This window comes from Catenulispora acidiphila DSM 44928, from assembly GCF_000024025.1.
GTDB classification, from domain to species: domain Bacteria; phylum Actinomycetota; class Actinomycetes; order Streptomycetales; family Catenulisporaceae; genus Catenulispora; species Catenulispora acidiphila.
This window is the reverse complement of record NC_013131.1, coordinates 3,018,884-3,037,904: the sequence shown is the minus strand read 5'-3', so window position 1 is coordinate 3,037,904 and position 19,021 is coordinate 3,018,884. Positions and strand designations below refer to the sequence as shown.

The 19,021-nt window shown below is 68.1% G+C and carries 16 protein-coding genes and 1 pseudogene; 8 read left to right on the top strand and 9 right to left on the bottom strand.

All coding sequences use genetic code 11. The annotated features are described in order from the left end of the window. Positions 1–74 precede the first annotated feature (74 nt). Entirely contained in the window at positions 75–539 is a 465-nt protein-coding gene (locus CACI_RS45475) for an SRPBCC domain-containing protein (RefSeq protein ID WP_012786862.1), read from the top strand. A gap of 409 nt (positions 540–948) precedes the next feature. Here the strand turns inward: CACI_RS45475 and CACI_RS13220 are convergent, their stop codons facing one another. Together CACI_RS13220 and CACI_RS13215 are read right to left on the bottom strand one after the other, a co-directional pair. Further along, positions 949–1,596 carry a hypothetical protein gene (locus CACI_RS13220; protein ID WP_012786860.1) on the bottom strand — a complete coding sequence of 216 codons (648 nt, stop codon included), beginning with the start codon at positions 1,594–1,596 and terminating at the stop codon, positions 949–951. A 42-nt stretch (positions 1,597–1,638) separates the two neighbouring features. Then, positions 1,639–2,109 carry a hypothetical protein gene (locus CACI_RS13215; RefSeq protein ID WP_012786859.1) on the bottom strand — a complete coding sequence of 157 codons (471 nt, stop codon included), beginning with the start codon at positions 2,107–2,109 and terminating at the stop codon, positions 1,639–1,641. Between the two features lie 400 nt (positions 2,110–2,509). Here CACI_RS13215 and CACI_RS51115 point away from each other — a divergent pair, with 400 nt between their 5' ends. After that, the gene (locus tag CACI_RS51115) at positions 2,510–2,647 is read left to right on the top strand and encodes a hypothetical protein (RefSeq protein ID WP_190276753.1); all 138 of its coding nucleotides are present in this window, start codon (positions 2,510–2,512) and stop codon (positions 2,645–2,647) included. Between the two features lie 111 nt (positions 2,648–2,758). On the opposite strand, the gene CACI_RS13210 is transcribed toward CACI_RS51115, so the two are convergent. Beyond that, positions 2,759–3,979, bottom strand: a complete 1,221-nt coding sequence (locus CACI_RS13210) for a branched-chain amino acid ABC transporter substrate-binding protein (protein WP_012786857.1) — start codon at positions 3,977–3,979, stop codon at positions 2,759–2,761. A gap of 229 nt (positions 3,980–4,208) precedes the next feature. On the opposite strand from CACI_RS13210, the gene CACI_RS13205 reads away from it, so the two are divergent. After that, entirely contained in the window at positions 4,209–4,913 is a 705-nt protein-coding gene (locus CACI_RS13205) for an FhaA domain-containing protein (protein WP_012786856.1), read from the top strand. Between the two features lie 14 nt (positions 4,914–4,927). Here the strand turns inward: CACI_RS13205 and CACI_RS13200 are convergent, their stop codons facing one another. After that, positions 4,928–6,265, bottom strand: a complete 1,338-nt coding sequence (locus CACI_RS13200) for a hypothetical protein (protein ID WP_012786855.1) — start codon at positions 6,263–6,265, stop codon at positions 4,928–4,930. A 227-nt stretch (positions 6,266–6,492) separates the two neighbouring features. Here CACI_RS13200 and CACI_RS54165 point away from each other — a divergent pair. After that, positions 6,493–7,446, top strand: a pseudogene (locus CACI_RS54165) (endo-beta-N-acetylglucosaminidase H); the annotation flags it as partial. A 646-nt stretch (positions 7,447–8,092) separates the two neighbouring features. Here CACI_RS54165 and CACI_RS13190 read toward each other — a convergent pair. Beyond that, positions 8,093–9,649 carry an alpha,alpha-trehalose-phosphate synthase (UDP-forming) gene (locus CACI_RS13190; RefSeq protein ID WP_012786853.1) on the bottom strand — a complete coding sequence of 519 codons (1,557 nt, stop codon included), beginning with the start codon at positions 9,647–9,649 and terminating at the stop codon, positions 8,093–8,095. Between the two features lie 245 nt (positions 9,650–9,894). Between CACI_RS13190 and CACI_RS13185 the strand changes: the two genes are divergently transcribed. After that, a complete protein-coding gene (locus CACI_RS13185) occupies positions 9,895–11,295 on the top strand; it encodes a glucose-6-phosphate dehydrogenase (RefSeq protein ID WP_012786852.1) in 1,401 nt (466 codons plus the stop codon). Between the two features lie 14 nt (positions 11,296–11,309). Then, entirely contained in the window at positions 11,310–12,362 is a 1,053-nt protein-coding gene (gnd, locus tag CACI_RS13180) for a phosphogluconate dehydrogenase (NAD(+)-dependent, decarboxylating) (RefSeq protein ID WP_012786851.1), read from the top strand. 92 nt (positions 12,363–12,454) lie between these two features. On the opposite strand, the gene CACI_RS13175 is transcribed toward gnd, so the two are convergent. From CACI_RS13175 to folE, 3 genes are all read right to left on the bottom strand, one after another. Further along, positions 12,455–13,693: an NAD(P)/FAD-dependent oxidoreductase gene (locus CACI_RS13175; protein ID WP_012786850.1), complete on the bottom strand. Its 1,239-nt coding sequence runs from the start codon at positions 13,691–13,693 to the stop codon at positions 12,455–12,457. Between the two features lie 13 nt (positions 13,694–13,706). Further along, complete coding sequence (locus tag CACI_RS13170; RefSeq protein WP_012786849.1) at positions 13,707–14,072, bottom strand: ArsC/Spx/MgsR family protein; 366 nt, start codon at positions 14,070–14,072, stop codon at positions 13,707–13,709. A gap of 65 nt (positions 14,073–14,137) precedes the next feature. Then, positions 14,138–14,773 (bottom strand): GTP cyclohydrolase I FolE, encoded by a 636-nt coding sequence (folE, locus tag CACI_RS13165; RefSeq protein ID WP_012786848.1) that lies wholly within the window; start codon positions 14,771–14,773, stop codon positions 14,138–14,140. 133 nt (positions 14,774–14,906) lie between these two features. On the opposite strand from folE, the gene CACI_RS13160 reads away from it, so the two are divergent. Then, positions 14,907–15,641 (top strand): helix-turn-helix transcriptional regulator, encoded by a 735-nt coding sequence (locus tag CACI_RS13160; protein ID WP_012786847.1) that lies wholly within the window; start codon positions 14,907–14,909, stop codon positions 15,639–15,641. A 172-nt stretch (positions 15,642–15,813) separates the two neighbouring features. Here the strand turns inward: CACI_RS13160 and CACI_RS13155 are convergent, their stop codons facing one another. Then, complete coding sequence (locus CACI_RS13155) at positions 15,814–17,211, bottom strand: ricin-type beta-trefoil lectin domain protein (RefSeq protein ID WP_012786846.1); 1,398 nt, start codon at positions 17,209–17,211, stop codon at positions 15,814–15,816. Positions 17,212–18,230: 1,019 nt separating this feature from the next. Here CACI_RS13155 and CACI_RS13150 point away from each other — a divergent pair. Continuing rightward, on the top strand, positions 18,231–18,989 hold the full coding sequence (locus CACI_RS13150) for a right-handed parallel beta-helix repeat-containing protein (RefSeq protein ID WP_395994324.1): 759 nt from the start codon (positions 18,231–18,233) through the stop codon (positions 18,987–18,989). The last annotated feature ends 32 nt before the right edge of the window (positions 18,990–19,021 follow it).

Below are 19,021 nucleotides of genomic sequence, written 5' to 3'. Positions count from 1 at the left end.
CCCGCCAAACGGCGTCTTACAAGTCAGAGGGCTGAACCGGAACCCCGATCGGCCGACTGACTGGGAGGCCGCGCATGAAATCGGTCGGACGTACAACGGCGGTGGCCCTGGACATCGAGGCGCCGCCGGACCGCATCTGGTCCGTACTGGCTGACACGCGATCCTACGCGGACTGGAACGATCACCTCCGACCCGACAGGCCGACCGAATCCACAGCAGGGATGCTCCGCGCCGGAGCAATTGTGGTCCTGCGACTGTCCGCGAGCCAGCGGCGCTTCATCGCGCTTCGGTCGACGGTGACCGTCGCGCACCCCGGCTACGAGGCGCGATGGGTCGGACGGTGCATGGCGCCATGGCTGTTGTCCTGGGAGCACAGCTTCGACCTGACCGACGGCGGCGACGGCACGACGCGGGTGCTGCAGACCCTGACGTGGCGCGGATTACTCGCCCCGGTCGCCGGCAGCAGCAGATGGGCAGCCGGATTCGACCATGACATGGACGCGCTCGGAGAAGCGCTTCGGAAGCGAGTCGGCGACTGATAGACATCAGGACTCCGCGCGATGCCGATTGCCGATTGCCGATTGTCGATGTCGAAGCCGAAGCCGATGCCGATCCAGTGCGGTCAGGCGAGCTCGCCACTCTCACCCCGCATCGCGGCGTCCGACGCCGATCCCGATCCGATCCCGATGCCGATTCCCATCCGTTGCGGTCGAGCGAACTCGGCGGCCTCCCCCTGCATCGCGTCACCCGATCCCGATGCCGACGCCGATCCCCATTATCCCGATCCCCACCCCGGTGCCGTCAGGCAAGCTCGCCACTCTCACCCCGCCTCGCGGCCGCAGGCGGGAGCTCTCGGCGCGCGCCGTGGAGGGGCGATGCGCGCCGAGAGCTGCTATATGAACAGCGCCCGGGGGTTGCGCGGGCGCTGGGTGCGCGGGGTCTGGGGTCTCAGCCGCTGACCCAGAAGTTGTTGTCGGTGAGGGTCCAGCGGGCCGAGTAGACCCCCGGCTCGAAGACGACCTGCTGCAGGTTGGTCGTCGTGGTCAGGTCGGCCATCTGACCCTGCTCGATCTGGCCGGCCTGGATGTAGTAGGTCGGGTGGATGTTGAAGGTGTGCTCCAGGTTGATGCCGCTGTTGCCGGCGATGGCCGGGGTCGGGGTGCCGGCGTCGCCGGTGGCGATGGCCAGCGCCACGGACGGGCCGGTGGCCGGGTCGTAGCGGGGCACCTGGGCCGTGGTGTCCAGGTAGACGTGCCCGTTCTTCACCGGGTGGCTGCCGGCGTTGTAGCTGAACTTGTAGTCGCCGTCGAAGTCCAGCAGCACGCTGTTGCGGTGCTGGCTGGTGTCCGAGACGTCGATCGACCCGTTCTCGGTCCACACCGAGCCGGCCTCGGCGCCCTGGTCGGAGAACATCAGCGAGTAGTCGAGCGTCCAGGAGAACGTAACGGTGTTGCCCTGGTTGAGCCGCTTGGTCAGCCACGCCATCGGGAACGCCTCGGCCACGTTCGTGAACTTGTCGATCACGGTGTAGACCGCGAACGTCAGGCCCGGCTGCGGCGATTCGTTCTTCAGCGTGAGAGAGAAGAGGTCACCCATCGCATATCACTCCTTTTCTTTGGTTTCTTGTCCCAGCCGGCGTCAGAAGACGTCGGCCTCGATCCACATGGGGTCGCTCGGCAGCGGGATCATGCCGCCGACCTCGCCGCTGCCGCCGAAGACACGGCAATGCACGCTGCGGTCCCCCTTGACGTAGACGGCGAATCCCTCGGCGAAACTGAAATCCAGTCCGGGACCCGGGTCCGCGCTTTCGCAGGCGAAGATGTAGACATCACCCTGATAGCCGTCCGGGAAGATCGGCTTGACGTTCTCCCAGAAGGTCGGCGCGTCCAGCGTGAGCGAGTCGCCCTGGTCTCCGATGACCGGCTTGCCGTCGCTGCCCTCGGCGACGCCGTGCGCGATGACGTACAGGTCCTCGTTGATCCCGAGCGGCGGGATGTCGTCGGCGAACACCAGGTAGGCGCTGCAGAAGACATCCGGGTGCAGCCCCAGCGACTCCTGGGCGACCTCCCAGGTGTTCTTCAGGTCATCCCGGCAGACACAGAGAATCATGCAAAACTCCCATCTCTCGACTCTCGGTCCTCCAACAATGCGGATGTATCCGCATCCGACTGGTACCCGACAGAATTCTCGGTTAATCGGATGATTCCATCGCCGAAAGTGCGGATCACTCGATGGTGTAAAGCCCGCAACCGGCGTGTGTGGATAACGCTTTGCTGGGCATCGATGCGAATATCAGTAACGCAATCTGCGAATTCCGTGACGAAAAAGGGAGGACGGCGTGGAGTGCTGGATGTGCGGAACGCCAACCGACAACGGAGGCGTCGGGCGACCCCGCATCTACTGCTCGCCGGCCTGCAGACAACGCGCATACCGCGCCAGGACCTGGCAGGGCACCCCGCGCCAATCCGGCGCACGCAAAAGACGCGCGGCGAAGCTCGCCTGCGCGTTGATGGGGAAGGCGGCGTGCGTGCAGGTCCTGCTCACCGAGCCGGAGTCGGAGCCGGTGCTGGCCGACTTCTCGGCCAGCGACCTGACACACGCGGCCCTGGACTATGCCAGGGAACTGTTGGTGGTGCTGGAACGGTGACGGAAAACAGTGACGAAAGCCCGTGACGAAAGCAGCCGCGGATCAGGCTGGCAACGGACCCGAGTTCGACTGCTGATCAGCCCTCGATCAGAGGGCTGATCAGTAGCGGCATCAGCCGCCGATCAGCTTGGAGATGTCGCCGAGCAGCGTGATCGCGCCGCCCTTGACCTGGTAGACGTAGATCGACGTGCCCGAGACGTCGCCGGTGGGACTGAACTTGATCTCCTTGGACAGGCCCTGATAGTCGACCTTGCCCACGCCGTCGGCCACCGCCTGCCGGGTCGGGTTGGCGGTGTTCAGGCTCTTCAGCACGCTGATGATGGTGTTCGCCGAGTCGTAGCCCTCGATCGAGTACGTGCCCGGAGCGGCGTTGGCGAGCTTCTTGTAGTCCGCGGTGAAGGTCGCGTACTTCGGGTCGGTGGTGGGGTCGAAACAGGGGCAGGTGAACTGCCAGCCGGCGGCGGCGTCGGCACCGGCGGTGGCGATAAAGTTCGGGTCCTTCGATCCGTCGCCGGCGAGCATCGTGCCGGTGTAGCTCACACCCTTCAGCGCCTTGGCGAACACCCCGGCGTCGGCGTAGTAGCCCGCGTAGTACATGGCCTGCGCGCCGGAGGCGGCGACCTTGGAGGCCAGCGGAGAGTAGTCCTGGGTACCGGCCGCCGCGCTGTCGGTCTCGACCTTGACGCCGTCCTTCTTCAGCTCGGCGACGGTCGCCTGCGACAGGCCCTGGCCGTACTGCGACTTGTCGTCGACCACGTACACGTTGGTCGCCTTGAGCACCTTGGCGATGTAGTCGGCGGCTGCCGGGCCCTGCACGCTGTCGTTGGCCACGACGCGGAAGAAGGTCTTGAAGCCCGAGCTGGTCAGCGACGGACGCGTCGCCACGCTCACCGCCACCAGGTTCGCGCTGGAGTAGAGCGCGCCGGCAGCGGCAGTCGGACCGGAGAAGGCCGGACCCACGACGCCCAGCACCTTCGGGTCCTGAATCAGCAGCTGTGCCGCGGTCGCGCCCTTGGACTGGTCGCCCTGATCGTCGGACTCCTTGATGGCCAAATTGAACGGCAGGTCGCCCTTGGCGTTCTCCTCCTGGACGGCGAGCTTGGCGCCCCAGTCGATGTTCAGCCCCAGCGCCTGGTAGGCGCCCGACAGCGGGCCCTGCACGCCGATCTCCAGCGTGGGCTTGGTCCGATTGGAACCGGTCGAGCTGCTGCTCCCGGCAGACGTCGAGGAGCCCGTGTTCCCGGACTTCGACGAACTGCCGGCACACGCCGAAAGCGCGAGCACGGCGGCGACGACGACCGCGCCGACCCGCACTCGGTTGATGGTCCGCACTTCCAGATCCTCCCTGATCGTCGGACGGACCTCGGCGCCGATAACGCAGGGTGCTCGTCCGAGTTCATGCGATCACCTGTTGGGTGATGGGAAGGGTAGTGCTCGGAAACGGCTGCGGGGAGGGCGGGCAGAGCTCGTGTGATGTTCTCGTTACCCCGATTGCTCATGCCGCCACAGGCCGTGGAGGGCCCGCTGTCCTCTAGTGTGGAGGCGGGAGGATGGTGCCGCGATGGCTATGCTCGACCGTTTCGAACGGCGACTGGAGAACTTGATCAGCGGGGGCTTCGCGCGTGCTTTCAAGGCCGAGCTCGTGCCGGCGGAGATCGCCGCGGAGCTGCGGCGGGAGTGCGACGACACGGTCGTCGTCCGCGGGCAGGGACGCTCGGTGGCGGCCAACGACTACGTCGTGCAGATGGCTCCCGAGGACTTCACCCGGCTCGCTCCGTACGCGACGGAGCTGGCGACACAGCTGAACGACGCTGTCCGCGCGCACGTTAACGAGCAGCGCTACCTCCTGGTCGGACCGCTCGCGGTACGGCTTGAGGCCGCCGAGGATCTCGCGGTCGGGGTATGCCGCGTCCGCAGTGTCACCCTGCCGGCCAACCAGCCCTCCGGTCCGAGTCCGCAGGGTCCACAGAGTCCGCAGAGTCCGCGGCAGGCGTCGGCGCCTTGGCTGGAGATGAACGGGACGCGGATTCCGTTGTCCACGCGGCAGATCATCCTCGGGCGCAGTCCGGACGCGGATGTCCGCCTGCACGACCCGGGGGTCTCCTCACGGCATGCCGTGATCCGTCTCGGCCGCTCCGCGACCATCCAAGACCTCGACTCCACGAACGGAACCTTCGTGGACGGCCGGCGGGTCCGCAATGCCGATCTGCACGACGGAGCCGTGATCGTCCTCGGCGGTGTTCGGGTGACGTTCCACGGCGCCTGAGCACCGATCCGCTTCTAGCGCGCGGCTTTCGGCTTGCGCTGGATGCGGTAGTGCAGGACCAGGAACGGCAGACCGAACACCCAGAAGGCATGTTCGGCGCGCAGTTCCCCGTCCTGCACGTAGACGTCCAGTTGCTCGGCGAAGCCCTGCACCACGGCGCTGGTCAGCTCGCGTGACTCCGAGTCGATGTACGTCAGGTAGTGACCGGGCTGGTCCAGATCGCTGCGGCTGGTCAGCACCAGGCCGCCGCCCGGCCGGGCTTTCGGCAGCAGCGTCGCGGTGAAACTGGCCTGCGGCAAGGGGAATCCGACGCTGACGTACCCGCGCCCGCCGTTGCGGTAGGTGGTGTAGATGCCCATGTAGATCGGCTCGTCGTTGTCCGCGAAGGACCGGATCCAGCCGCGCACCGTCACGGTGTTGTCGTCCGCCTGCACGATCGTGTCGATCCGGCTGTGGATCCCGCGCAGCGTCTCGCGCTGGTTCATCGGCACGTTCGCCTGGCCGAGCGGGCGGGCCAGCAGATTGCGATAGAGCAGGTAGCCCGGCCGGACCCACGTGCGCCATTCCGGCACGATGTCCAAGGCGAATCGGGTGGTGTGCTCGTAGAACTCGCGGACCAGCGGATCGACGTCCGCCGGGGCGAAGTCCGGACCCTCCAGTTCGTCGAGGGACGCCACGATGCCGACGTCTTCGGTGGCCGGGACGTAGACACCGCCGAGAACCTTCGCGAGATCGCGCACGTATCCGGTGCCGACGTACCGCGTCCGCGCCTCCAGCGGCACGACGAACGGCAAGTCGCGCGCGGTGACGCGTTCGGCCAGAAGGCTGACCTGAGGGTCGGGGAACACCAGCGCGGACACCGCGCGGAAGCCCACAACGGTCGCCGCGGCCACCACCGCCGGCGCCTTGAGCCCGGGCCGGGTGGCCAGCCCGCGGCCGATCGCGGCGCCCAGCACCGGTCCGAGCGCGACCTTCTGCGGGCGCAAGCCGAGGCCTCCGGCGACGGCTCCCGCAGCGGTGCCGACCACCACGGGTCCGGCGCCCGTCGCCCGCCCGGCGGCCCAGCCGACCGGAGCCGCGATCGCGCCGCTGGCGGCGACGCGCGCCCACCAGGACGGGATCTGCCCGGGCTGCTGCCGGGCGCGGGCCACCGCCTCGACGGTGCCGAGGCACGCCGCCCCGGCGAGCGCGCCCCATGCGGTCCTGCGCCTGCCGCGGTGGCTGCCGAGCGCGGCGCCGGCGAGAGCACCGAGGACGCCCGCGGTGACGATCTGCTGGGTGCGGGAAGGGGCGCCCGGAGCTTCGGGCTTGTCGCCGGCCGGGTGGTCGCGCGGGTCCTCGGGTGTCGTCACGGTGGCACGCTACCGGAACGCGCCGTGCCGCACCTCGGGTGATCGGCGGCGGCAATCAGCGACGACGATCGGCGACGGCGATCGCCGCGGACTTCCCAAGCGGGTCAGGCTCTTGACCCGGCACCCGACCGGGTGGATAGTGCCCTTGCTTGAGCGCTTTATCTCCCTCGGCGGCACCACCCCGGCACGCGCACAGCAATGGGCAGACTGGATCAGAGGAGATGGTCATGAACGACAGTCCGAGCAGTTCGTCGACGCACATCACCCGCCGGCGCCTGCTGCGCGACGCCGGTATCGCCGTCGCCGTCCTGGGGACGTCCTCGGCGGTGGTCCGGGCCCAAGCGGCCACCCCGGCCGCCGCGGCCGACGGCGCCGCAGCCCCGGCCGCCACCAAGTCCGGTCCGATCACGACCGCCTACGTCGAGGTCAACACCAACAGCATCACCAGCGCCGGCAACTACACGCTGGCCTCCAACGGCGCCAACGTCTTCGACATCGCCATCATCTTCGCCGCGAACATCAACTACGACGGCACCAAAGCCACCCTGTATTTCAATCCCCAAGTGCAGGCGGTCCTGGACAACGCCGCGACCCAGATCGCCCCGCTGCAGGCCAAGGGAATCAAGGTCCTGCTGTCCATCCTCGGCAACCACCAGGGCGCGGGCTTCGCCAACTTCCCCGATCAGGCCGGCGCCGCCGCGTTCGCCACGCTGTTGTCGAACGCCGTGAACACCTACGGCCTCGACGGCATCGACTTCGACGACGAATACGCCGACTACGGCACGAACGGCACGCCGCAGCCGAACGCGTGGTCGTTCCCCTACCTGGTCCAGGCGTTGCGCAACGACCTGCCGAACAAGATCATCTCGCTGTACTACATCGGACCGGCCTCCACGACCCTGTCCTACGGCGGGATCAACGTCGGCAGTCTGATCAACTACAGCTGGAACCCCTACTACGGCACGTGGGGGGTTCCGGGAGTGCCCGGCATGACGAAGGCGCAGCTCGCCCCGGCGGCGATAGACGTCCAGAACACCTCCTCGTCGACCACGAGCAGCTTGGCGCAGCAGACCGTGAGCAACGGCTACGGCGTCTTCAACACGTACAACCTGCCCGACACGGACGCCAGCGCGTCCATCTCAGCCTTCACTCAAGCGCTGTACGGCAGCAGCGCCGTGTACAAGAACAGCGGCTCGGGCGGCGGCGGCACGGCGGCGTACAACAACACGGGCATCGCCAGTGACGGCTCGAGCGGCCCGAACTTCGACGGCGTCGGCTGGGCCTACTCCGCACAGGCCCTCGCGGCGGCCGGCGTCAGCCCGGGCTCGCGGCTCACCGCGGCGGGAAAGACCTTCACCTGGCCCGCCGCGGCCGCCGGGACGCCGGACAACTACCAGGCCGCGGGCCAGACCGTTGCGATATCGGGAGCGGGTAACTCCGGCAGCATCTCCTTCCTGGGTTCGGCCACCAACGGACCGTCGACCGGGACCGCCACGGTGCACTTCACCGACGGCACGAGCCAGAGCGTGACGCTGTCGTTCTCGGACTGGACGCTCAACGGCGGGAGCGCCTCGGTCCAGTCGGGCAACACCGTCGCCGTCACCACGAGCTACCGCGACACCACGTCCGGCGGTCGCGACGGCGTCTCCACCTACGTGTTCGCCACCAGCCCCCGCTCCCTCCCCGCGGGGAAGACGGTCGCCAGCGTCACCTTGCCGAGCGCTGCCAACCAGGGCAACCTGCACGTGTTCGCCATCGCCGCATAGACCCCGGCATAAATCGTTGAGGCCGACTTCCTCCTGGAAGTCGGCCTCAACGGTTTTCAATTCACGCCGCGGGCTTCGCCATCCCATCGTTGATCGCCGCCGGCTTGATCAAGGACGCCGCGCCGAGCTTCGTCAGCGCGCCCGTCAGCGCCGTCGCGCCCGGGACTTCCTTCACCGTCGCCGCCTCCGGTGCCGCCGGGACGGGCTCCAGGAAGTCGAGGAAGGACCGTGCCCACCGATCCACATCATTGGTCATCACCTGGCGGCGCGCGGTGCGCATCCTCTCCCGCTGCTCCGCCGAATCCATGGTCAGTGCCTGCTCCAACGCGTTCGCGACGCTGTCCAGATCATGCGGGTTGACGCGCAGGGAGCTGGTCAGTTCCGCAGCCGCGCCGGCGAATTCGGACAGCACCAGCACGCCGTCCAGGTCGTGCCGCGAGGCGACGTATTCCTTGCACACCAGGTTCATGCCGTCGCGCAGCGGCGTGACCACCATGACATCGGCCGCCTGGTACAGGGCGACCAGCTCCTCCCGGCCGACCGGCTGGTGCAGGTAGTGCACGATCGGGCGCCCGACCCGGCCGAACTCGCCGTTGAGCCGCCCCACCTGCTGCTCGATGCTGCGTCGCATCGCCTTGTACTGGTCGACGCGCTCCCGGCTCGGCGTGGCCAGCTGGATCATGGTCACCGACTCCGGATCCACGCGCCCTGACACGAGCAGCTCGCGCAGGGCGCGCAGCCGCACGTCAATACCCTTGGTGTAGTCCAGCCGGTCCACGCCCAACAGCACGCGGTGCGGGTTCCCGACGTCTGAACGGATCTGCCGGGCACGCTCAAGGGTGTCGCTTCGCCGTGACAGCTTGTCGAAAGAGGCGGCGTCGATGGAAATGGGGAATGCGCCGACCCGGACCTGGCGGCCGTCGAACGACACCGACCCGGGACGGTTGCCGACGCGCACGGCCGCCTTCGACGGTTCCAGATCGAGCAGCCGCCGGGTGAGCCACAGGAAGTTCTGCGCTCCCCCGGGCATCTGGAACCCGACGACGTCGGCGCCGAGCAGACCGCGCACGAGCTCCTTGCGCCACGGCAGCTGCATGAACAGCTCCACCGGCGGAAACGGGATGTGCAGGAAGAAGCCGATGCGCAGATCAGGGCGCTGCTCGCGAAGCATCGCCGGGACGAGCTGCAGCTGATAGTCCTGGACCCACACGGTGGCTCCCGGGGCTGCCGCCGCCGCGGCGGCGTCGGCGAACCGCTGGTTCACCTCAACGTAGCTCTCCCACCACGAACGCTCGAAGACCGGCGGGACGACGACGTCGTGATACAGCGGCCACAGCGTGGCGTTGGAGAAACCCTCGTAGTAGTCCCGGACCTCGTCGGAGGACAACCGGACCGGGTGCATCACCAGTCCGTCGTCGTCGAAAGAGTCCAGATCCTGGTCGGCTTGGCCCGACCAGCCGATCCACGCGCCGTTGCGGGCCCGCAGAATCGGTTCCAGCGCGCTCACCAGGCCGCCGGGGCTCTGACGCCAGCGCTCGGTTCCGTCGTCCAGCAGCTCCAGATCGACCGGCAGCCGGTTGGCCACCACCAGGAAATCGGCTCGACGCCCTGTCATCATGTTCACGGACAACGCCTTTCATCTGCTCCACGTCCCCGCGAACGCCTTGACCTGGTGAAGCGCGGAATTACTCGCGCTTGTAGGAGGACGGCGTTCTCGCGGCCAGCATCGGGGAGATCTCTGCATGTCCAAAGTCGGCCGTTGTAAACGGAGGATAGCTCCGCCGCCGTTTGAGCGGCGGGTGCGGGGGCATCCGGGCGCGGTCTGCTGACCGGCAGACCGACCTCGGATGAGAAGGATCTAGCATGCCTGCACCGGTGAGCAGCGATCCGGCGGATCTTCTCGTGATCTTCGGTATCACCGGTGATCTGGCTCACAAGATGACGTACCGGGCTCTGTACCGGCTTGAACGCAGAGGCCTGCTGGACTGCCCGATCATCGGAGTGGCCGCTGACGAGCTGTCCGAGGGAGAGTTGGCGGAGTCGGCGCGCGCGGCGATCGCTGCCGGCGGCGAGACGATCGAGGAGTCTGTCTTCGGACGCTTGGCCAAGAGGCTGACATACCTGCACGGAGACGTCACCGACGCCGAGGTGTACCGGCGTCTGGCCAAGAAGATCGGCCGGAACCACCGTCCGCTGTTCTATCTGGAGATGCCGCCCGCGCTGTTCGGGCCGATTGTGGAACGCCTCGACGAGGCGGGTCTGCTGGCCCAGGCGACCGTCGCGGTCGAGAAGCCGTTCGGGCACGATCTGGCCTCGGCGCGCGATCTGAACGCGCGGCTGAGAAAGGTCCTGCGCGAAGACCAACTGCTCCGGGTCGATCACTTCCTGGGCAAGGAGCCGGTCATCGAACTGGAATATCTGCGGTTCGCGAACCTCGCGCTGGCCAAGATCTGGGACCGGGACTCCGTCGCGGCGATCCAGATCACCATGGCCGAGGACTTCGGCGTCCAGGACCGCGGCGCGTTCTACGATCCGGTCGGTGCTCTGCGCGACGTCGTGCAGAACCATCTGCTCCAAGTACTGGCGCTGGTCACGATGGAGCCGCCGTCGGGCCCGGGCGCGGACGACCTGCGCGACAAGAAAGCCGAACTGCTCAAGGCGGTCCGGGCAGCCGACCCGAAACGCTGTGTGCGCGGCCAGTACGAGGGCTACACCGACATCCCCGGAGTGGCGAAGGGGTCCTCGACCGAGACGTTCATCGCCTTGCGCCTGGAGATCGACAACTGGCGGTGGGCCGGCGTCCCGATCTTCCTTCGGGCCGGCAAGGAACTCCCGGAACGCCTCACAGAGGTGCGGCTGCTGCTGCGCCACACCCCGCCGCTGACCTTCCTGCCCTCAGCGGCCCAGGTCGAGCAGAATCAGATCGTCCTGCGCATCGATCCCGATCCCGGGCTGCGACTCCAGCTGGCGGGGCGGAACGACCACAGCTGGCGCTCCCTGCACCTGGACGACCGGTTCGCTCAGGATCTGGGCGAGCCCGCCGAGCCTTATGAGCGGCTCCTTCACGCCGCCCTGACCGGCGACCATCAGTTGTTCGCGCGCGAGGACGGCGTGGAGGAGACCTGGCGCATCGTGCAGCCGCTGCTCGACGAACCGCCGAAGGTCCACAGCTACAAGCGCCGATCGTGGGGACCGGCCGCGGCGTCCCGGCTGCTGCGCGGCCACCCGCGGTGGCAGGAACCCTGGGACGTCGAGAAGAGCTGACGGCGCCCGCGCCAATGACGCAGACCGAGCAAGGGAGACACGACGTGCAGCTAGGAATGATCGGCCTCGGACGCATGGGAGCGGACATCGTCCGCCGGCTGATGGGCGAAGGACACGAATGCGTCGTCTACGACCACGATCCCGCGGCCGTGGAGAAACTCGAGCACGAGGGCGCCACCGGCGTCAGCTCGCTGAAGGATCTGGCGGCGCAAATGACGGCGCCGCGAGCGGTCTGGGTCATGGTCCCCGCAGGCGACGTCACCACCGGCGTGATCGAAGAGCTCGCCGCGGTCCTGGACACCGACGACATCGTCATCGACGGAGGCAACACCTACTACCGCGACGATCTCCAGCACGCTCAAACCCTGGCCCAGCACGGCGTGAAGCACCTGGACTGCGGCACCAGCGGCGGCGTGTTCGGCCGCGAACGCGGCTACTGCCTGATGATCGGCGGCGAAGCCGAAGCCGTGGCCCACCTGAAGCCCATCTTCGAAACCCTCGCGCCCGGCAGCGAAGGCGCCCCCCGCACCCCCGGACGCGAGAAGACGCCCCTCGCCGAGGAGGAGAAGGGCTACCTGCACTGCGGACCCTCCGGCGCGGGCCACTTCGTCAAGATGATCCACAACGGCATCGAATACGGCATGATGGCCTCCCTGGCCGAGGGCCTCAACATCCTGCGCAACGCCGACATCGGCACCCGCACCCAAACCGGCGACGCCGAAACCGCCCCGATGGAGCACCCAGAGTTCTACCGCTACGACATCGACACCGCCGCGGTGACCGAAGTCTGGCGCCGCGGCAGCGTGATCAGCTCCTGGCTCATGGACCTCACCGCCACCGCCCTCTACCAATCCCCAGACCTGGCCGATTTCCAAGGCAGCGTCTCCGACTCCGGCGAAGGCCGCTGGACCTCCATCGCCGCCATCGACGAAGGCGTCCCCGCCCCCGTCCTCACCACAGCCCTGTACTCCCGCTTCAGCTCCCGCCGCCTCGACGACTTCGCCGACAGAGCCCTGTCCGCCATGCGCAAGCAGTTCGGCGGCCACGCCGAGAAGCACGACTCCTGACAAAGCTGCTTCGGAAAAAGCATTGGTGCTGTTGGGCGCCCGGGTCCCAGCTGGTAAGCCGGGACCCTGGTCGAGGCAACTAACTCGCTAGCTCACGAGCTCACCAATGACTCCAGCGCCACATCGGGATCGGCGAGACGCTCCGGGTCCACCACGGTCCGCGAGGTGATCAGGGCCTTGATGGGGTCGGTCACGTCCCAGACGTTGACGTTCATTCCCGCGAGGACGCGGCCTTCCGACAGCCAGAAGGCGATGAACTCGCGTCCTGCGACGTCGCCTCGGAACACGACGCGGTCGTATGCGTCCGGCTCGGCGTGGCCGGTGTACTCCATGCCCAGGTCGTACTGGTCGGTGTAGAAGTACGGCAGGCGGTCGTAGGTGGCGTCCTGGCCGAGCATGGACTTCGCGGCGGTTTGGGGCTGGTTCAGGGCGTTGGCCCAGTGCTCGACGCGGATGTTCTTGCCGAAGAAGGGGTGGAAGGCGTTGGCTGCGTCTCCGGCGGCGTAGACGTCGGGTGCGGAGGTGCGCAGGTGCTCGTCGGTGACGATGCCGTTGTCGACCTTCAGGCCGGCGGATTCGGCCAGGGCGGTGTTCGGGGTGATGCCCACGCCCATGAGGACCACGTCCGCTGCGATGCGGCCGGCGCCGTGGCCGAGCAGGACGCCGTCGGCCTTGCCCAGGCTGCCGGTGATCTCGACGATCTCGACGCCGCACCGCAGGTCCACGCCGTGGTCCCGGTGCAGGTCGGCGAAGATCTGCGCCGTCTCGGAGCCCAGGACCCGCAGCAGCGGCAGCTCAGCCGCCTCCAGCACGGTGACGTCCGCGCCGGCGGCTCGGGCGGCGGCCGCGGCCTCCAAGCCGATCCACCCCGCGCCGATGACCACGATGCGCGCGCCGGGCTGGAAGTCCGCCTTGAGCTGTTCGCTGTCCTCGACCCGTCGCAGATACCTCACTCCGTCGAGGTCGGCGCCGGGGATCGGGAGGCGGCGGGGAGAGGAGCCGGTGGCGAGGAGGAGTTTGGCGTACTCGACCTGGCTGCCGTCGGCGAGCTCCACGCGGTGCGCCGCCGTGTCGAGGGCGACTGCTCCGGTGCCCAGGCGCAGCTCGACGTCGTGCTCGGCGTACCAGTCCTGGGGATGGACGAAGATCTTCTCCCGCTCGTCCTTGCCCTGCAGATAGCCCTTCGACAGCGGCGGACGCTCATAGGGCCGCTCGGTTTCCTCGCCGATCAGGACCACCGGACCGTCGAATCCCTGCTCCCGCAAGGCTTGGGCGGCTTTCGCGCCGGCCAGACCGCCGCCGACGATCACGTACGGGTGGTTCTCAGTCATAGTCGCATCGCTTTCAAGACGTGGAGGGCAGGACGGAACGGACGGCCTCCCGCGTTCGCGCGACGACAGCCGTCCCGTCGTCCGCGGTGATGATCGGCCGCTGTATCAGGATCGGGTGGAAGGCCAAGGCCTGGATCCACCGGCCGCGGGTGGCCGCCGAACGCTCCCAGGACCCGAGGCCCAGGCGCGCCGCGACCGGCTCGTCGGTCCGGACGATGTCCCAGGGCTCCAAAGCCAGGCGGGACAACACGTCCTCCAGCTCGGCAGCGCTCGGCGGGTCGTTCAGATAGCGGCGCACCGTGTACTCCTGCCCCTCCAAGTCCAAGAGGAACAATGCCGAACTGCACTTGGTGCACGCGGTGTTGATCCAGATCTCCAACGGACTCGCCTCTCAGTGCACTGACACGCCGAGAAACGGCACTGCCACCGCCACCGGATCCGCCGTCACCGCGAGACCCCGGTGAGAGCCAGAAACTCGCTGCGCGAACTCGGATCGTGGCGCAGCAGCCCCAGCAGCGTCGACGTCACGGTCGTGGACCCGGTGGCCTGCACGCCGCGCAGCGTCATGCACGTGTGCTCGGCCTCGATGACGACGCCGACCCCCTTCGGGGACAGCTGAGCCTGCAGCCAGTCGGCGATCTGCTTGGTGAGGCGCTCCTGCACTTGCGGACGGCAGGCGAAGTGCTCGACCACGCGGGCCAGCTTCGACAGCCCCAGGATCCGCTTCCCGGGCAGGTAGCCGACGTGGGCGGTGCCGGTGAACGGCAGCAGATGGTGTTCGCACACCGAGCGCATCGGTATGGAACGGGCCAGGACCAGCTCGTCGTAGCCTTCCTCGTTCGGGAAGGTGGTCAGGTCGAAGGCGCGCGGGCTGAACAGGTCGGCGTAGGCGCGGGCCATCCGCCGGGGCGTGCCGTGCATGCTCTCGGTCTCGGTGTCGACGCCGAGCGCGTGCAGGAACTGCGCGGCGGCCCGTTCCGCGGCGGCGAGATCGACGCCGTCGGCCTGCTTGACCACCCGCAGCGGGGCGGGACGGAGGATCGGGCTCTCGTGGTCCACGAGCCAGGTGTCGTTCGTCATGGGCGAACCCTCCTCGCGCCGGATGTATTTCACCAATGAGTATTGGACTTATAGATGGCTCAGTCAAGCTGGCCAGGGCACACATGGCATAGCGCATGGTTACACCCGCGCCGATAGGTATTACTCTGGGGTTATGACCACCGCAGCGACGCCGCCGGAACCCACCGCGGAGAACCGCGTCGAGTCCGTCGCGGTCCTGACCGACGGCCAGCGCCGCCGGGTCTTCGGCTTCGTCCGCCGCGCCCGGCGCCCGGTCACCCGCGAGGAGGTGGCCGCCGACTCCGGGGTCTCGGTCAAACTCGCCGCCTTCCACCTCGACAAACTCGTCGAAGCCGGCCTGCTGCGCACGCGTTACGAGACCCCCGCCGGAGTCCGCAAAGTCGGCCGCCGCCCCAAGGTCTACGAACCGACCGGCACCGACATCCACATCAGCATCCCCGAGCGCCGCCCCGACGTGATCGCCGAAATCCTCATCGACGCGGTACTGACCGAACACCAGGAGGGCAGCGCCCGCGCCGCCGCCCTGCGCACCGCCCACCGCCGCGGCCACGACGTGGGATCGGCCGAGCGCGCCCGCACCCGCCCCGGCCGGCTCGGTCCGGAACGCTCCCTCAACGCCGTCGAACCCGTCCTGGAGTCATACGGCTTCGAACCCGACCGCCAAGCACCCACCACACTGCGCCTGCTCAACTGCCCGTTCCACCACCTCACCGCCCGCGACACCGAACTGGTCTGCGGCATCAACCACGCCTTCCTGACCGGCGTCCTCGACGGCCTGGAGACCACCGGCATCAACGCCGTCCTCGCCCCCCACCCCGGCCGCTGCTGCGTCGAATTCTGCGAGCCCGGCGCCGACGCCGGCGCCTGACTCTGTCGCACTCTGTCGCACCGTACGCATACAGGGCCGGTGCCCGCGTATGGCATACGCGGGCACCGGCCCTGTAGTTCGGCACTACCTGCACTACCTGCACTACCTGCACTAATCCCTCAGTGACTCAAGGGATCAGTGGTCCGCGCTCGAGCCGCACGGCCCGATCGCCTCAGCCGACGGTCCAGTTCTCGCTGACGCTGCCGTTGCAGGTGTACAGGTCGGCGAGGGAGTAGTTCGCGGTGGCACCGCCGGTGATGCTCAGGCACAGGCCCGAGGCGCCGTTGACGATCGTGCCGCCGGAGACGGTCCACTTCTCGTAGGCGTCGCCGTCGCAGGTGTTGATGTCCGCGGTGGTCTTCAGGGCGGGGTTGTTCCCGGAGGTGCTCAGGCACAGGCCCGAGCCGTTGCCGGTGATCGTGCCGTTGCTGTTCACCGTCCAGCTCTGCCCCGGGCTGCTGTTGCAGGTGTAGATGTCAGCGGTGGCGCCGGGCGAGGTCGACGCGCCGGACACGCTCAGGCAGGTCCCGGAGTTGTTGTTGACGACGGTGTGACCGGTCGGGGGCGGCGGGGTCGTGCCGCCGCTCGCGATCTTCTGGAAGATCTTGGAGTAGGCGTAGCCGGTGCCCTTGTCGTAGCCGTCGACCTCCCAGAAGGCCAGCTCCTGCACACCGTTGGAAGCCGCGAAGGACTCCAGGCTGGAGGCGTTGGCCTGGCTGAAGGGGGCGCCGTCGTCGTTGGTGCCGGCGATCGGGGTCAGGCCCATCATGCCGTAGGCGGCCGAGGTCGAGACGCCGTAGAGCCCGGCGAGCTGGCCCGCGGTCGCCTTCGCCGCGGACTCGGCGTCGGAGAGCACGGACTTCCCGTCGTAGAAGTCCATCGTCATGATGTTCACGACGCTGACCTTGACCTTCGCGTTCTTCGCGTCCTGGAGCAGCGCGTACTCCGAGGCGTTGCCGGTGGGCAGACCGCCGGGATCGACGGCGAGCGTGAAGTCGATCTGCACGGCCGGGTCCTCGGCCTGGAGCGCGGCCAGCGCCTGGTCCCGGCGGCTCGTCGCCGCGGTGTCCGCCAGCACGCTGCCCTCGATGTCGAAGTCGAGCCGGTTGACGCCGTAGGTGTTGACGATGTTCAGGTACGCGGCCGTCAGCGAGCTGACGCTGGTACAGGTCTGCGCGATCTCGTTCGGCGTGTTGCCGTTCGGCTCCCCGCCGAAGGAGAGGATGACGTTGCCGCCGTCGTTCTTGAGGGTGGTGACCTGCGAGGTGAAGGCGTTCATCGCCTCGCCGCCGCCCTCCCACTGCGCCGTGCAGCCGGACTTCGGCGTCAGGAAGGCCAGCGTGTAGAACTTGTCGCCGCTGGCGTTCATGTCGGCGACCATGTCACCGGAGTCCGAACCGTCGAGCTGGAGATACGGCGCGGAGTAGTGGGCCGGGTACGACGCCGCAGCCTGCGCGGACGCGCTCCCGGTGGCCATGGCTATGCCGCCGGCCGCCGCCACGGTCACGGCCGCGGTCGGAATCACGGCGAGCCAGACTCCGAAGCGCTTGCCGCGGATGGGGACTTTCATGGGAGAGGATTCCTTTCAGTGGGGGTCCCGGGCGGGTGGGGAACCGCCCAGGGATCTTGAGGTATCCGGGTGTTCAGTGCTCGGGGTACTCAGCGTTCTGACGGCGCGCAGCCGGCGACACTGAGACAAAGTCCTCAGTCGGTGTTCATCGCAGAGCATGGCCACGGGGTCACCGCAGGGCCCGAAGCGAAGCAGGGGATGCCTGCCTCGCGGCCAACGTTGTATCGAGCAACAAACGCATCCGGATAAAACACCTCCGGCCCAACGCCTGTCAATGGTCCAGACCACATCGCTGAGCCTCCGCTGAGACCAGCAAAGACGCACCAAACAAGCCGCACACCCTCCCACCACGGCATTCGCCATTATTTTGGTAAACGACCTTGACAGAAATCTGCGACCGCCCCAGACTCCAGCACACGACAACGACGCGCCCCGCCGCTCCGCCCCGACCGGGCGCCCAGCGATCGGGTCGACAACCGAGCAACATCCGTGCGCTCACCGCCGCCCGGCCCGACGACCACGTCTGGCCCAGCACCGGTGGTGAGCGGTGGTGCGCACGCATAACTTCGATTCGGTGACGGCGTCTCAATGGCCGAACACACCGGCGACGCCGCATGACGTCGCCTCACACGGATCGAAGGAAGGTTGGGGACTGATGCCCTCACGTCGGGCTCGCTCCTTGGGGAGCATCGCGGCTGGCGCTCTCGCGTCCAGCATGCTGCTGGTGGTGGGCGGCGCGCTGCCCGCGCAGGCGGCTTCCACGCACGTCGTGCGTCCTGGTGAGTCGCTCCAGCAGGCTGTTGACACAGCGAAGCCTGGTGACACGATCCTGCTGATGCCCGGCACGTACCGTGGAAGTGTCCTGGTGAAGGTCTCCAACGTGACGATCCGGGGTGCCGGCGCCGCGACCGTGATCACTCCCGGCGGCTGGCGCCTCCCCCACGCCTGGAACCCCCTCGGGCGCCGGTGTCACCGATCCGACCGGAGGCGACTGTTCGGCGCCGGGGCACGGCATCTGCGTGCTCGGGACGGCCGGTCACCGGGTCAGCGGCGTGGTCATCGAGTCGCTGACCGTCTCGGGCTTCGCGAAGAACGGCATCTCGGGCTCCGAGACGGATCGGATGACGGTGCGCGACGTCGTTGTCTCGAACAACGGCGAGGAGGGGATCAGCCAGGAGAAGTCCACGCGCGGGCGGCTGGTGGGCAACCGGGCCGCGGACAACGGTCAGGCTGGGATCTTCGTGACGAACATCGCCTACGGCAAGGGCGGCGCGATCGACACCCAGGGCACTGTGATCGCCGACAACATGATGACCGGGAACCGGTTCGGCGCCGACCTGCGCAGGGCCCGGAACCTGGCGTTCAGCGACAACGTCGTCACCGGCAACTGCTCGGGAGTCTTCGTGGTCGGCGACGACGGGGTCCCGCGCGGCGGCGCCCTGACCGTCCGCAACAACCAGGTGGACTCGAACAACAAGTACTGTCCCGCCGACGGCCGGCTGCCCTACCTCCAGGGCGTCGGCATCGTCCTCACCGGCGTGGAGGACACGGTGCTGGCGGACAACCAGATCCGCGGCAACGCCGGCGCCTCCCCCATGTCCGGCGGCGTCGTGCTCTTCCGCAGCTTCCGCGGCGGCCCTGACACCGGCAACACCATCACCGGCAACGTGCTCACCGGCAACAAGCCGGCGGACGCGGCCGACCGGGACGGCGGGCCCAGGAACACCTTCACCGGCAATGTCTGCCACACGTTCGAGCCGGCCGGCCGCCTGTGCTGACCGAGGCAAGACAACACCCTTAGCGCCCCGAG